The sequence below is a fragment of the Catenuloplanes japonicus genome (genome assembly GCF_000717135.1).
Lineage (GTDB): Bacteria > Actinomycetota > Actinomycetes > Mycobacteriales > Micromonosporaceae > Catenuloplanes > Catenuloplanes japonicus.
Genome location: NZ_JNXY01000004.1, coordinates 360,389 through 373,599 on the forward strand (window position 1 = coordinate 360,389; position 13,211 = coordinate 373,599).

The 13,211-nt window shown below is 70.5% G+C and carries 14 protein-coding genes; 6 read left to right on the forward strand and 8 right to left on the reverse strand.

Features of this window, described 5'->3' with window-relative positions:
- Nucleotides 1-12: 12 nt before the first annotated feature.
- From OP04_RS08540 to OP04_RS08560, 5 genes are all read left to right on the forward strand, one after another.
- Nucleotides 13-2,970, forward strand: coding sequence for a hypothetical protein (locus OP04_RS08540; protein ID WP_033338953.1), 2,958 nt, complete (start codon nt 13-15; stop codon nt 2,968-2,970).
- Nucleotides 2,971-2,998: 28 nt separating this feature from the next.
- Nucleotides 2,999-3,229, forward strand: a complete 231-nt coding sequence (locus OP04_RS08545) for a hypothetical protein (RefSeq protein WP_033338954.1) — start codon at nt 2,999-3,001, stop codon at nt 3,227-3,229.
- A gap of 21 nt (nt 3,230-3,250) precedes the next feature.
- Nucleotides 3,251-3,916 carry a hypothetical protein gene (locus OP04_RS49355; RefSeq protein ID WP_051797277.1) on the forward strand — a complete coding sequence of 222 codons (666 nt, stop codon included), beginning with the start codon at nt 3,251-3,253 and terminating at the stop codon, nt 3,914-3,916.
- 134 nt (nt 3,917-4,050) lie between these two features.
- Entirely contained in the window at nt 4,051-4,470 is a 420-nt protein-coding gene (locus OP04_RS08555) for a hypothetical protein (protein ID WP_157239503.1), read from the forward strand.
- A gap of 183 nt (nt 4,471-4,653) precedes the next feature.
- Nucleotides 4,654-4,944 (forward strand): hypothetical protein, encoded by a 291-nt coding sequence (locus OP04_RS08560; protein ID WP_157239505.1) that lies wholly within the window; start codon nt 4,654-4,656, stop codon nt 4,942-4,944.
- A gap of 154 nt (nt 4,945-5,098) precedes the next feature.
- On the opposite strand, the gene OP04_RS08565 is transcribed toward OP04_RS08560, so the two are convergent.
- On the reverse strand, nt 5,099-5,431 hold the full coding sequence (locus tag OP04_RS08565; RefSeq protein ID WP_051797278.1) for a hypothetical protein: 333 nt from the start codon (nt 5,429-5,431) through the stop codon (nt 5,099-5,101).
- A 43-nt stretch (nt 5,432-5,474) separates the two neighbouring features.
- On the opposite strand from OP04_RS08565, the gene OP04_RS53095 reads away from it, so the two are divergent.
- Nucleotides 5,475-5,843, forward strand: a complete 369-nt coding sequence (locus tag OP04_RS53095) for a hypothetical protein (protein ID WP_157239508.1) — start codon at nt 5,475-5,477, stop codon at nt 5,841-5,843.
- Here the strand turns inward: OP04_RS53095 and OP04_RS08570 are convergent.
- From OP04_RS08570 to OP04_RS08600, 7 genes are read right to left on the reverse strand one after another with little or no spacing between them, the layout of a single operon-like run.
- Nucleotides 5,840-6,208 (reverse strand): hypothetical protein, encoded by a 369-nt coding sequence (locus tag OP04_RS08570; RefSeq protein WP_157239510.1) that lies wholly within the window; start codon nt 6,206-6,208, stop codon nt 5,840-5,842. The genes OP04_RS53095 and OP04_RS08570 overlap by 4 nt on opposite strands.
- Nucleotides 6,209-6,228: 20 nt before the next feature.
- A complete protein-coding gene (locus OP04_RS08575) occupies nt 6,229-6,687 on the reverse strand; it encodes a flagellar type III secretion system protein FlhB (RefSeq protein WP_157239513.1) in 459 nt (152 codons plus the stop codon).
- Nucleotides 6,684-7,724 carry a hypothetical protein gene (locus OP04_RS08580; protein WP_033338959.1) on the reverse strand — a complete coding sequence of 347 codons (1,041 nt, stop codon included), beginning with the start codon at nt 7,722-7,724 and terminating at the stop codon, nt 6,684-6,686. The genes OP04_RS08575 and OP04_RS08580 overlap by 4 nt, the downstream gene beginning before the upstream one ends.
- A complete protein-coding gene (locus tag OP04_RS08585; protein WP_157239515.1) occupies nt 7,724-7,981 on the reverse strand; it encodes a hypothetical protein in 258 nt (85 codons plus the stop codon). The genes OP04_RS08580 and OP04_RS08585 overlap by 1 nt, the downstream gene beginning before the upstream one ends.
- 11 nt (nt 7,982-7,992) lie before the next feature.
- Nucleotides 7,993-8,511 (reverse strand): hypothetical protein, encoded by a 519-nt coding sequence (locus OP04_RS08590; RefSeq protein WP_033338961.1) that lies wholly within the window; start codon nt 8,509-8,511, stop codon nt 7,993-7,995.
- A 37-nt stretch (nt 8,512-8,548) separates the two neighbouring features.
- Complete coding sequence (locus OP04_RS08595) at nt 8,549-11,428, reverse strand: hypothetical protein (protein WP_033338962.1); 2,880 nt, start codon at nt 11,426-11,428, stop codon at nt 8,549-8,551.
- A 13-nt stretch (nt 11,429-11,441) separates the two neighbouring features.
- Nucleotides 11,442-13,211: a phosphonate C-P lyase system protein PhnG gene (locus tag OP04_RS08600; RefSeq protein WP_033338963.1), complete on the reverse strand. Its 1,770-nt coding sequence runs from the start codon at nt 13,209-13,211 to the stop codon at nt 11,442-11,444.

Consider the following 13,211-nt stretch of genomic DNA (forward strand, 5'->3'; position numbering starts at 1 on the left):
AAGGAGAACCCGATGACCAACACCATCACCGCCCCGGCCACGACAGCCCGGCCACCGGCGCCCGCGAAGAACGCCCTCCCGGCCGGGGTCGTCATGACCCGGCACTGGCGCGAGACCGACGGCGGCCCGATCGTCAAGCACGACCACGAACGCCCCGTCGACGACAGCCGCGACCTGCCCGTCGGCGTGTGGTGGCTGTGCCCGGCCTCCGAGACGTGCAAGACCGGCGAGTGGGTGTTCCCCCGCGACGACGACCCCGGCATGCCGAAGAAGCAGTTCTGCGCCGACCACGGCGCCCGGCTGCTTCCCGGCCGGGCCGAGGCGTCCGACGGTGATCCGAAAGCCGCTGCACGCGGCTGGCTGGAGGGCTGGCTCGCCGACGCGGCCGCCGCTGGCCGCCAGCGGATCGCGGATGCGACAAGCACCCGCATCGCCCAGATCCGCGCGGCCGGCCGGGCCGAGGCCGAACGTGCCGGCCGGGACCTGCGCGAGCACGTGCCGTCCCTGACCGTGTCCGCCGGCGCGCTCGTCGCGGACTACTCGCTCCTGACGAACCTCGACACGCTGCCCGGCATCGCGGTCGGCACGTGCCTGGCCGTCGGCGGAACCGTCCTCGCCTACCTGACCGTGTACGCGGGCGAGCTCGTCTACGCCCGCCGCATGGGCTACACCCTCCGCGAACTGCCCCGGCACCTGCGCGCCCGCGCCCGGTCCCGCGCCCGCTGGATCGCCTCCGGAGTCCTCGCGACCGGTGTGTGGCTCGTCATCGCCGAGGCGATCGGCGCGGACCTCGCGAACTTCCGCGGGTTCCTCATGTCGATGCTCGGCGCCCTGCTCATCGCCGTCGTCAACTACCGGCCGTGGGCCGACATGGTCGCCCGCCGGCAGGCCGCCGCCCGCGCGGCCGCCGTGCACGCCGAAGCGCAGGCACGCGCTGAGGAGGAGCGGATCGAGGCCGAGCGTGCCGAGACCGCCCGGCAGGAGCACGAGGCCGCCGAAGCGCAGCGTGCCGCGGAGGAGTCCGCGGCCGCCGAGGCACGGAAGATCGCCGCCGAGCACGACACCCCCGACGACGCCGGCCGGAAGTTCGCCGAGCGTTGGCAGCACGTCATCGCCGCGTCCCGGGCCGCGAACGGCGCCGCCGGATTCGACATCGCCCGGACCGAGGTCGTCGCCGGCCAGACCCGGAAGCTGACCGCCGCCGACGGTGACGGTGAGGTCGTCATCGGCTGGGAGTACCTGGTCAAAGCCGCACCCGGCGTCCTCACCCCGCGCAACGGGGACGTGTCGCCGTTCGTTGGTATGAAGCGGTGGCTTGCCGACGTCTTGGAGATCGACGTGGCGATGCTCGACCTGCAGTACCAGCCGAACCGGGTCGGTGAGGGCGACAAGCCCGAACCGCTGATCAATCACGGCCTCGTCATGATCTCCGAGACGTTCCCGCTCGCGGAAGCCGTCACGCACCCGGGCGCGAGCGGCGTGTTCGTCGACCGCAAGGGCGTCCGGTGGGCGTTCGCCGGCCGGGGCGTCCGCGGCGAAGGCGTCTACAAGCGGCACTTCACCCCCGGGCAGGCCGGGGGCGGGAACACCGTCGGTGTGACCGGCACCGGCAAGTCCGTCCTCGTACAGGGCACCGTGTACGGCGACCTGCTCCTCGGGATCCTGCCGATCCTCCACGACGCGGGCAAGAACGCCATGGACTACGTCGACTTCTACGGCATCGTCCCGGTCGGGCACACCATCGAACACCGGGAGATCATCCGCGAGTCGCTGTGGGCGGAGATGAAACGCCGCCAGGCGTGGATCAACATGCGGACCACAACCGGTCTCGGCGGCATGGAGGTCGTCGCCGACCCGACCTGGGACTGCGACGCTGGCGGCCCGCCGATCCGGGCGATCTGGGACGAGTTCCACATGCACATGAAGGACCCGAAGTTCGTCACCATGCTCACCGAGATGGTCCGTCTCCAGCGCGCCACCGCGATCATGGCCGAGACGGCGACGCAGGGCGGCGGCCTGGCCGACATGGGCGACAACAACCTCCGTGAGCAGCTCAACGAGATCCGCTCCCAGCTCATGCGGGTCACCGACCACACCGCCCGCCTGACCGGCTACACCGGCGGGATCAAGCCGTCCGACCTGCCGACCCTGCCCGGCATGGTCGTCATGCAGGAGATGCGCGGCACGCCGGTGGCGTACCGGGCCGCGTTCATCCCCCGCGATCCGCAGAACCCGGACTCGCTCGTCTACCGGATGCGCCGTCCGAACGGTACCCCCGAGGGCGAGCAGATCCTGTTCGCCCCGACCCTGCCGCCGGAGACGATCGCCGTGTTCGAGGAGCACGGGCTGATGGACCTGTGGGAGCTCGGCAAGACGAAGTCCGGCCGGGAACGCCTGCAGTCCGAGTCCGACCCGGTCGAGTCGACCGCGTTCCCCGCCGACCTCGCCGCCATGTTCGGTGCCGCCGGTCAGGGCGTGCAGCCGTCGCAGAAGCCGCACATGCGCGCCGAAGACCTGATCCTGGCCATGCTCAAGCACGAGTCCGACCAAGGCCGGCCCGGCTTGACCATCGCCGAGATCCAGGAGTCGGCGTGGTGGGTCCACATCGCCGGCCCGTGGTCCAAGAGCGACAGCGGCAGCCCGTCGCACACTACGATCGGGCACGCCTGCAAGCGCATGTCCACCGTCACCGACCAGCAGGCCGCAGCCGGTGCGGCACCGCTGGTCGGCAACGACGGCGGCAAACCGGCCGTCCGCTGGTCTCTGCTCGCCGCCGGCACGGAGCGCGGCGAGCAGATGCTCAACCTGATCCGTTCCACCGGTGCCCTCGGCAAGGAGGGCCGGGCCCAGGCCGCGGCGTCCGGCATGGACGTCGGCCAGATGGAGCGGGAGGCGATGCTCCGCGCCGAGCAAGAGGCGCTCATCGCCGAGCTTGTCCGCGAGGCCGCCAAGGCTGCGGGTGGCGCATGACCGGCGCGGATGCCGCTACCGTGGACGGATGCCCCGCTACGAGGACAACGCCGTCGGCAACTACCAGCGCGCCGGCGACCGGCTCAACAACGTCGAGCAGCACGTCGACTCCATCGCCGACCAGATCGCACTCGCCCAAGCCGACCTGCTCCGGTCGGCCGTCGGCTACCTGCACACCCTCGTCGAGAACACCGGCCGGATCGCGGCCGCACTCGAAGCCCGCAACGACGCCGACACGAAGGCGTCCGCACGCCGCTGACCAGCACCGGTCCGGTGCGGCATGACCACAGCACCGGACCGGCTCTCCTCGGTCGTCCGTCGCGGCATCGTCTACGGGATCACCACCCTGACGCACGAGTGCGCGCTGGCCATGCTCCGCGGCGAGCCCATCACCGCCGGGACCGAGTTCGGGTATGCGGGCAAGACCCGGCAGCGACTGGCCGCCCGGGAGCGCCAGCACCGCGACACCCAGCCGTGGTCGGATCTGATCGTCGGTGAGGCGTTCGTCGTCGAGCAGGGCATGTGGGACGAGCCGGAACTCGACGCCCGCGAACTGGCGGTCATCGCCGGATGGCGGCCGCGGTACAACATCAGCGGCAACTGGGACAACCCGGGCCGGGTAAAGCCGTGGGATGCGGTCGCGCAGCGCCACGCGCGTGATGATGCGGCGGGCCGGCCTCGGTGGGTTCCGCCAGTCGAGCGTGCGCCCGTCGTGTTCGCGACGCCGCCGTGGTGGCGGCGCGCGCTGGCCGCTTGGCCTCCATGGTCGGCGAAGCTGGTGGTATGGGCTGTGGCGTGGCTGCTGCTGTGGGCTCTGGTCCAGGCTGTGCTGACCGAGATGGGAGTGCCGGACAGCGGCGCTCTGGCGGTCCCCGTGTCCGGCGGCCTGCTCGGGTGGGGCCTACGCCGGGGTGGTGCCCGGTTCGCATGGAAGCGCCGCCGCTAACCTACCGACCCTTGATCGGCTGAACGTACGAGCCCGGCCCGGAAACTCCTCCGGCCGGGCTCGCACCGTCTCATCCTGGAGTGCGTCCCTCGGGCTGCTGGCGCCCGCATCTCTCCCGGACGGGAGTGTTCCCCATGACCTACCGCGCGTACGTCACGCCCCGCGGCGACGACGAGCCGCTCATCATCTTCGGCTCCGTCACGGATCGGCGCGCCGATCTCAAAGCGATCGCGCAGAGTTGCGGGTTCGACCCGACCAATCAGAGCCACAAAACTCTGGTCACGGTCGATCTGCTCGACGACCCGCGATCGCTTCGTCTCGCGAACGGGCACTGGACGGTGCTCGGCCCGAACGCTTTCTTCATGCAGCGCTACTGGGAGATGGCGGAGGGGCGTGCGCTGCAGGGCCACGCTCCGACGCTACCGATCAAGATCGTGTTCGGGCCGTTGTCTGCTGCCCAACCGGACCTGGCCGAGCACCAGGACGGAATCATCGGCCGCGCCGTATTGACGAGTCACATGGACGGCATTCACGACGACCTGAGGCTTCCCTGACCCCCGGTCGGCCGTCAGATGATCGGCGGATGCTGATTCGTCCGATCAACCATGGTCGTTGTGTCGCTCCCCGACTGGCACGCACGAGCGTGCCAGCATGATCGGTAAGCCCGGGTGTACGGCTGGCCGCCCGGCACGCGGCCACCCCCGCCGCACACCCGGGCCAACCCTGGGGAGGGCAACATGGACGAACCGAGCTGGTGCGACCCGCAGCAGTGCACCGCACACGAACAGGACTTCCCACCCGGCCGGGCCGCACACCGATCCGCGCCACAACTCATCGAAGGCACGACCGGCCGGGTCTCACTCCAGATCGTCCAACGCGCCAGCATGGACGGCCCGCACCTGGTCGCCGGCGTCACCGCGACAGGGCCCGGCGGCAGCTCCCAACACCTCGCCGTGCACCTGCCCATCAGTCAGGCACCGCACCTCGAGGCGGCGATACATCACCTGGCCGCGGCCGCCGATGCCTGACCCGGACGTGCGCGACGAACGGGCATGGTGGACGGTCTCGCCGAACGCGATTCCGTACCGGCCGCCGGCACCCGGGCGCGACGAAGCGCCCCGCCCTCGGCCCGAAGGCCAAGAGCGGGGCGAACGAAAGATGGGCAACGAGCCCGGGGCGTGACTACTCCAGCAGCGCCGGCCGCGGGCGGGGATCCCGGCCGGTCACGCCGACGTTCGCCTGCACGAACCCGGCCACACCCGTCGGGCTCCACAACCCGAAGTGCATCGCGACCGCGACCATGAACGTGCCAAGCCACGTCAGGCCGACCGTGCCCCAGCCGAACACCTGCGCGGTGTTCAAGGCGACCAGGTACTCGGTCAGGAACCCGGACACCGCGGACAGCAGCGCGAGCAGCACCGCCTTGACGCCCGGACTGGTCGACTTGGACGTGACGACGCCGACGAGGATCGGCAGAATGATGCCGACCACCAGGGAAAGGATCTGCACCTGCACGGCAGGCCTCCAATCGGTGTAAGAGCAGCGCTACGCTGCCGGAATGAAAGATCAGGTCCGGGTCGGGCAGTGGTGGTGCAACACCTGCGGCAGCACCGTCACCCCGCGCTGGAACGAGGTCGTTCCGACCTGCCCCGCCTGCACGGCGATGCCGCTCGAAGTCGTCGACGGGCCGCAAGGCGTCATCTACCGCGAACCGACACCAGCCCGATGCGACACCGGACACCCGCTCGGCCCGGGGACCGTGTTGCTCGGCTGGACCGGATGCGGCTGCAACCCCGCCCACGGACACCGATCCTGGGCTTGCCAGGCCGCGGGCTGCGGCGACGTGCAAATGTGGCCGCCACACCGGCCGGTCGACGACGCCCCGTACTTTGGGCCCGGCCGCGACGATGCGTGGCGGGCCGGCTAAGCCCGCCCGTTCTGCTGCTGCCCGCGGGCGACGAGAAGCCGCAAATGCTCGAGCGTCGCGTCCGGGGCCAGGATCGCCGTCCGTAACTGATGCAGTTCCGTCGCGAGCGCCCGCGCCTCCGCCGTCACCCGCTCCATCTGCTCCTGCGCCGCCGACATCTGCTCCCGGGCCTTCGACGCCTGCACCTGCGCCGCCTCGGCCTGCGCCTGCGCGGACTCGGCCGCCTTCTCGAACTTCCCGATCCACTCCATCGCCGTGCCCGTGATCACCTGCGCGGCGTCCGCGCGAGTCTTACGCCGGCCGAACGCCGCATTCAACAGCGCCCCGAGCCCGCCCAGCCCGCCGACCACCGCGACCGCGAGCATCAGCCACTCCGCCGTCCCGTTCACCGGTCGCCGTCCTCGACCAGCAGCGGTATGAACTCCGCCCGCCGTGCCCGGTCCACACGCCGCAGGTCCAGGACGATCTGGACAACACGCGCCCACCCGCCGACCGCGATCGCCGCCACGAACCCGCCCGCGACCAGCGCCGCCCAGCCGCTGACCGTGAACACCGCGATCACGTACATCGTCACGCCGCCCGCCAGGAGAAGCACGCCGGCCATCTCCACCCGCAGGCCCGTCTCGACCCGGCCCCGCCACCACGCCCCGACCAGCGAGACCAGGCCCGCGGCGGCGAGCATCGTCATCCACACCACGATCAGCTCGTGCGGCATCGTCTTCTCCGCCGACTTCGGCACCTGCCCCGTCGTGGCCAGGACCAGGCCGACGAATATCGTCGCCACCATGATCGCGGCCTCGAACGGGTGCCGGCCGCTGGTCACCTGGATAGGGCGGGACGTCACGCCCGCGCCTCGTCCAGGCCGCCCAAGACCCGGCGCAGCGCGGTCTCCTGCGCGGCGACGAGCGCATCCGGCGCCACCTGCCCGACCAGCTGCTGCCCGACCGCGGCGACCAGGAGCGGGGCGAGCTCGGACGCGATCTGCGCCCGCATCGCATGCAGCACCTGCAGCTGCTCGGCCGCCCGCTGGTCAATCCGGGCCAGCACCTCCGCCGCGCCCGCCCGGCCCTGGACCGCGGTCAGGATCGCCTCGTCGCGGAGCTTCTGCCGACCCGCCTCCGCCTGCCAGTCCTGGGCCATCGCCAGCAGCAGCATCAGCGGAGAGCCGCCCTGCGGCAGGTTCACGATCCCGGGAGTCCCGACCCGCTGGGTCAGGAAGTCACGCAGGTTCGAGTCGTCGACGACCCACTGGCCGACCGTCCGGCCGGGGTTGGACGTGGCTCCGGGGAGCCGGTCGGTGAACTGCATGGTCGCTCCTGTGCTGGTGATGATGGTGCGGGCCCGCCACGCCTCCAGGGTTTCGCCGCGCAGGATCGACAGGATCCGGTCGGCGAGGTCCGGGAGGGTCACGAACCTACGGATGATCGACCCGTGCAAATGCCAGAGATGGCTGTCGTCCCGGCCCGAATCCGGGCCCGCATCAGCGCCGACACCCAGCGCCCGCCCGCCGGTCAGGACGTAGCAGTAGACGACCCGGCTGTCCTTCGTCCCGATGAACTCCCGCAGAATCGGCCGGCCCGCCACGTACAGCCGTGAGTCCCGGGCGCGGGCCGCCACGTCAAGCCGGGAGGTGTAGAGCCGCATCGCCGCCGCCGACATCGTGAAGTCGAACGCCGCCGCCTTGTCCTTCGGCCCGGCCAGGTCGTCCGCCAGCTGCAGCGAATAGTCGTCCTCGTCGAGACGGGACGGCCACGAGTGGTAGCCGGGCTTCTCCGCGACGATCCCGCCGAGGACCGCGGTCGGTTCCAGTCCGTCCATGCCGATCCACAGCTGCCACACCGGCTCGGTGATCCGCAGCGGGTTCGGGTTCCGTGCCGCCATCAGCCCTCCCCTGCGGCCGCGATCACGTCGTACTCGTCACCAAGCGCCGCGTGCAGGGCGCCGACCTCGGAGTACCAGCGGTTGTCGCCGGCATGCCCGCCCGGGTCGACCCGCCACACCGACCCGTCCCACCGGTAGACCCAGGCCATGTGCCGGGGCTTGTCGACGAGGACGAACCCGGCAGGGAACCGCGACAGCTGGATCTGGCCGTGCAGCGGCCCACCCATGCAGGCCGCTTCGTAAGGCTGCTCGGGCATGACCACCCCTCTCAGTTGATCAGCGAGCGGTAGAGGGACACCTCGAAAACGCACGTGATCGTGGACGTCTCGCTGCCGGTCCCGAGCATGTTCAGCGCGCCGCCGGACGTCTGCCAGCCGAACAGCTCCACGAAGTCCGTCGTGCCGTTGCACTCGATCAGCCGCTGCACCGACACGGACATCGGCGTCGCCGTCAGGTTCGCGATCCGCTCCGACGGCGCCATCAACGTCCCGTTCCGGGCGATGATCGCCCGCCGTTCCCCCGTCGCATTCGACGCCCACCACACCGTCCCCTGGCACAGATACGTGCCAGGCACCGACGGCGTCACCCTGGACGGGTTGACGGTCGTCGAATGAAAGTCGTGGGTGTCGTACACCTCCACCGACGTGCCGCCGAAAACGACCGGGAACCCTGACCCGGACGTCGGATGGGACTGGTCAGCGCCCAGGATCAACCTGGTCACCGGCCGGTCCGCCATCAGATTCAGGCGGGCCGGGGTCAACTTCATGCCGGCGAGAAACGTCGCCATCGCCAGCCTCCTATCGAAGCCGGGATGGACGGGAAGGTCAGAGCGGCAGGTAGGCGGGGTCGGCCACGTCAACCGGCTCCAGAGCGAAGTGCGCGACCGCAGCGGTCCCGTCGACCCCGCGCGCGACCAGCGAGATCGTCTGCACGCCGGAGACCGGCAGCGCCGCCGACGTCGCCGTGACGAGCTCGTCACCGATCCGCAACTGCATCGGATAGTCGGCCGGGTCCGTCGTCCAGTACGCGCCCACATTGGAGACGCGGGCGGACATCCCCGACGACGTCATCCCCGACGCCAACTGCGACCCGTCCGTGGCCAGGCGGATGTCGGAGTCGAGAACAGCCACATCCCACGGGGAGTAGGTGCTGCAGTTGGCCTTCACCTGCCACGACCGCGGCGCCAGGGTCTCCGAATAGCCGTCCAAGACCTGCGAGATGATCCCCGGCGTAGCCACGGACGGGGCGTTGATCCGGTCGATGCGGCAGCCGATGTCCGCGGCCAGCCACGCCGAGATCAGGCCAGGGTTCGACGACAGGTCGATCGGCAGATCGGGGTAGCGGACCTCGTCGATCGTGCCCAGCCGGACGTCCCACGACGCGTGCAGAACGGCCTGGGAGTCCGTGGCCACGTTCGCCTGCCGGCTGTTCGTGTAGCGGCCGTTCGCGTCGATGTGCGCCTTGTCCTCGTACCGGCCCTCAGACCCGGACGGGCGCGTCACCGTCGCCTCGTTGACCACACCCTCGTCGTCCCAGACCGGCCGGAGCACATCCGCCTGCTGGCCGCCCTCCACCCGGTACGTGGCCAAGTCGATGACCATCGCCGGGGTCAGGTTGTAGCGGGCACCGCGCGGCAGATAGGCGAGCGCGAAAGCCTTCTCGTACCTGATCCCGCCGTCGGTCTCGGCCGCATCCTTGAGCAGGTCCATCAGTGCGGCGTCCGCCTGCGCGCCCATCGGCGTCCCCACGCCGGCGTCCGTCACCGCGGTGATCGCCACCGGCACCCCGGCCTCCGCGCACAGGCGCAGAATCCGGCGGTGCGCGGGCTCACCCGCCCACGCCTGCCACACGGTGGCTTTCAGGCCGGTCAGCGGGTCCGTCGTCGAGTCCGATCCGATCGGGATGTCCTTGGTGTCCCACACCTGGACGTGCCCGGCACCCCACTGCTTGCCGAGGTCGTTGCTCGCGGCGTTGTTGACGACCCCGGCGGGGTTGACCGTGACCTGCCCGATCCGGCCCAGCGTGCCCACGATCGTCGACGGCACAAAACCGGCGGTCGACGAGTCGCCCAGCCACAGCCTGACGTTGACGTTGCCGCCGGACTGGACCGCGTCGACCTGGTACTGGGCCAGGCCGGACGTGCCGAACGTCAGGATCTCGCCGGTCTTCGTCCCGTCGGCCGTGAAATACTCCAAGATCAGGTTGCCGTCGGAGCGGGCCGTGACCAGCCACCGCGCCCACGAGCCCGTCACGAACCGGATCTCGTACAGCGGAATATCAGCCCCGAACCCCGGGGCGAACACCGCGGCCAACGCACGGACCGCCCACTCCACCGGCGACGACGTACCCCGCCGGACCGTGCCCGTCAGCCGCCCACCCGACGACATGTCCGCGATCGGGGCAGTCCCCCACCGGCGCGTCGACGGCACCGGCGGCGGAGGCGTATACCCCGCCCAGCCGACCTTGAGACTGCCGCGCTGCATCGGAAAACTCTCGTCGACCGCGCTCGCACCGCGGGTCGCGTCCTGCCCGTCCTCCAAGGGCCAATAGCCGATCAACGGCTGACCGGACGCCCGATACCGCTCGGCCGCCGCCCGGATCGGCGAATACGCCGCCCGCTGGCCCCGCTGCAACCTGCGGGAGATCCCGGAGATCCGCACCTTGACCGTCGACCACGTGTACCCGCCCGTGGACGGCAGAAAGCCGGGCTGCCAGTCGTCAGCGAACCCGGCGAGCCTGGTCGAGTACGGGATGATCGACACGTTGTCCCAGGCAATCGCCGGGAACGTCGTCGACGTGTCCGTGATCCCCGACCGGACCCCGTGCCCCACACCCACCGCGGTGATCGCCGTATCCGTCGCCGCGACCATCCACCCCGACGGCTCCGGATCCGTACCCGTCCACAACCGCAGACCGAGCTCACCATCACCACACCGGCCACGCATGTGCAACGGCATCCCGACCGTATAGATGATCCCGGTCAGCACCTCCGCCAGCACCGCGTCCACGTTCCCGACCCGGCGGATAATCTGCGCGATCACCTGCCCCGTCGACGAGATGATCCGCGCCCGCATCTGGTAGTAGTCCACATACGTCGCCGAAATCCGCGACGCGAAACCCGCATGCACCGCCCCGTTGTCCGGCAGACCGGACAGCGTCACCGTCCCGAACAGCTCGACCTCGGGAGCCAGCACCTGCAGGTGCGAAATCCGATACCCGCCCGCCGCCTGGACCCGATGCAGGCCCTGGGTGCCGTTGAGGGCGAAGTCCGTGCTGGTCGTATACGGAACGGTCGCAGCCCAGAACCAGGGCATGCCCGACGACGACGTCCCCCACCGGATGTCCCCCGCCGGCGGCCGGTCAAAGGTGTCCTCGGCGTCCGCGACGTGCGGGTAGACGCGAAGCCTGGCCGGGACCGCGCGGGTGATCGGATACGCGCCGGGCCGCTTTGGGGTCAGCTTTCCGTCGTCGTTGACGAGGGTGACCGTGCCCGACTGTGCCTGCGCCTCCGCGGCGCCCGCGGACCGGCCGCGCTGGATCGTGATCGGGTCCGCGAGCAGTCGCGGTGTCAGGTCCGTCCACGACCACGTGTGCGGCAGTTGCGTGAGGTCGGCGCCGAACGCGACCTCCAGGGCGGCATCCAGCTCGGCGTCGGGAAACGGGCTGCCGGTCCTCGACGTGGCCGGCGTGACGAACAGCGGCATCAGCGCACCCCCGTCACGTGGCCGTGAAGATCTGGTAGCGGGAGACGCGCCAGCGCTGGTTCGCCCCGTGGTAGACGGCGGTGATCTCCGCTGTGGACCCGGACGCGATCGCGGACACCGTCACCGTCGGCGTACCGGACGCGAGCACGAACCCGCCCGTACCGGTCGCGAGCGTCGGCGTGCGCGCGCCGCCCGACGCGGTCAGGCGCCACGTGCACTCCTGACCATCACTGGCGTTCGTCGGCACACCGAGCGTGCGGTTACCGGCCATCGCCGCCACCGCGAAGTACGAGCCGAGGCTAGCGTCGGTGGCGATCGCCGCCGCGTCCGTGAGCGCGATCGTCGGCGCCTGCATTTTCACGCCGGGGCCGACCTTGAGCGCGGCCGCGACCGTACCCGGCCCGGCGTACGTGCAGTCGCGGACGACCGCGAAGTCGGCGACGTCGGCATTGACGGTGCTGCCGGTGTCGGCGTAGATGCTGATCGGCCCGGCCACGTTCGGCTTCGCGCTGTACGTGTTGTCGTCGTCGATGAGCAGCACCGTCGCCGACGGCTCCACATACGCGAGTCCGCAGCGGACCCGAGAGCCGTAGCCGTCCAGGTCGGCGAGCACGGACCCGTTCTTCAGCGTGACGTGGACGAAGTCGATGTCAATGTCGTAGGCGGCCGAGGCGATCGCGGCCGCGGTCCCGAACTGCTCCACATTGCAGTTGACCAGCCGGATGTGGGCGGTCGCGCCGATGAACCGCCATGCGATCATGCCCGTTGTGGCCGGGTTCGCAATGCTATGGCATGTAAGAAACAAATTCTGATTCTGCTGGCCCGCATTGCTCTCCAGCGAATACGCGGCCCCGCCCGCCGCACCCGTATACAGGTCGACGAAGCACCGGCTGACGGTCATGTCGCCCGGGTTGAAGTCCGCGTGCGACGAGGAGAACCGCATCCCGTTCGTGGTGCCGTTGACCTCGATGTCGGAGATCGTGGCCCGGAACATGTTGTCGAGGTCCAACGCCCAGCCGCTGTCGGTGCCCGCGAACGAGCCGAGCACCTGGATCCGATGGATCGTCGACATCCACGCCGACCGGTGGCCGGCCGCGGGCGTCGCGGTCGCGACCGCCTGGATGCCGTCGGACGTACCGCCGATCGTCAAGCCCAGATCCCAGACGTGCGCCCTCACGCACTTCGTCAGCCGGACGCCGCAGTTGACGCCGCCAGCCACGTTCAGGGTCGTGTTCTTCGGGCCCGCGCCGCGCAGGTACAGATCCTGCTCGACGTCCACGTCATCGAAACCCTCGACGAGGATCGGCGCCGCCAGGTTGTAGACGCCCGCGGTCAGCAACACCGTCCCGCCCGCCCCGGCCCGGAGCGCGGCCAGCGCAGCATTGATCTCGACGTCGTCCGCGGTCCCGTCACAGTTGTAGGCGCCGACGATCCCGGACCCGTTCGCCGACACCACCAAGGTGTTCGGCAGCGACGCCCCGCCCGCGCCGCCCGACGTGCCCCGAATCCGGTAGCGGACGCCCGAGTTCGGATCCTGGACCCAGATGTCCGCCGTGAAGCCGTCAGGGCCATAGAACAGGACCCGCCCGTTCACATCCGCGGTCACCACCGCAGAAGCCGCACCGACCGCTGTCTGCAGGTCCGTCAGCGCCGACCCGCCCGTCAACGCCGACCAGGCCGTCAGAATCATGCCCGGTGCGATCGCCGGCACCTGATACCCGCCGACCGACTGCGCGGTCGCCACGTAGTCGGCGGGCGCGCCACCGTAGAGCGTCCGGGCCAT

Coding starts and splice junctions, on each gene's coding strand:
- OP04_RS08540 (WP_033338953.1), top strand. CDS start 13: ATGACCAACACCATCACCGCCCCGGCCACGACAGCCCGGCCACCGGCG.
- OP04_RS08545 (WP_033338954.1), top strand. CDS start 2,999: ATGCCCCGCTACGAGGACAACGCCGTCGGCAACTACCAGCGCGCCGGC.
- OP04_RS49355 (WP_051797277.1), top strand. CDS start 3,251: ATGACCACAGCACCGGACCGGCTCTCCTCGGTCGTCCGTCGCGGCATC.
- OP04_RS08555 (WP_157239503.1), top strand. CDS start 4,051: ATGACCTACCGCGCGTACGTCACGCCCCGCGGCGACGACGAGCCGCTC.
- OP04_RS08560 (WP_157239505.1), top strand. CDS start 4,654: ATGGACGAACCGAGCTGGTGCGACCCGCAGCAGTGCACCGCACACGAA.
- OP04_RS53095 (WP_157239508.1), top strand. CDS start 5,475: ATGAAAGATCAGGTCCGGGTCGGGCAGTGGTGGTGCAACACCTGCGGC.
- OP04_RS08570 (WP_157239510.1), bottom strand. CDS start 6,208: ATGCTCGCGGTCGCGGTGGTCGGCGGGCTGGGCGGGCTCGGGGCGCTG.
- OP04_RS08580 (WP_033338959.1), bottom strand. CDS start 7,724: ATGGCGGCACGGAACCCGAACCCGCTGCGGATCACCGAGCCGGTGTGG.
- OP04_RS08585 (WP_157239515.1), bottom strand. CDS start 7,981: ATGCCCGAGCAGCCTTACGAAGCGGCCTGCATGGGTGGGCCGCTGCAC.
- OP04_RS08590 (WP_033338961.1), bottom strand. CDS start 8,511: ATGGCGACGTTTCTCGCCGGCATGAAGTTGACCCCGGCCCGCCTGAAT.
- OP04_RS08595 (WP_033338962.1), bottom strand. CDS start 11,428: ATGCCGCTGTTCGTCACGCCGGCCACGTCGAGGACCGGCAGCCCGTTT.
- OP04_RS08600 (WP_033338963.1), bottom strand. CDS start 13,211: ATGGCCCGGACGCTCTACGGTGGCGCGCCCGCCGACTACGTGGCGACC.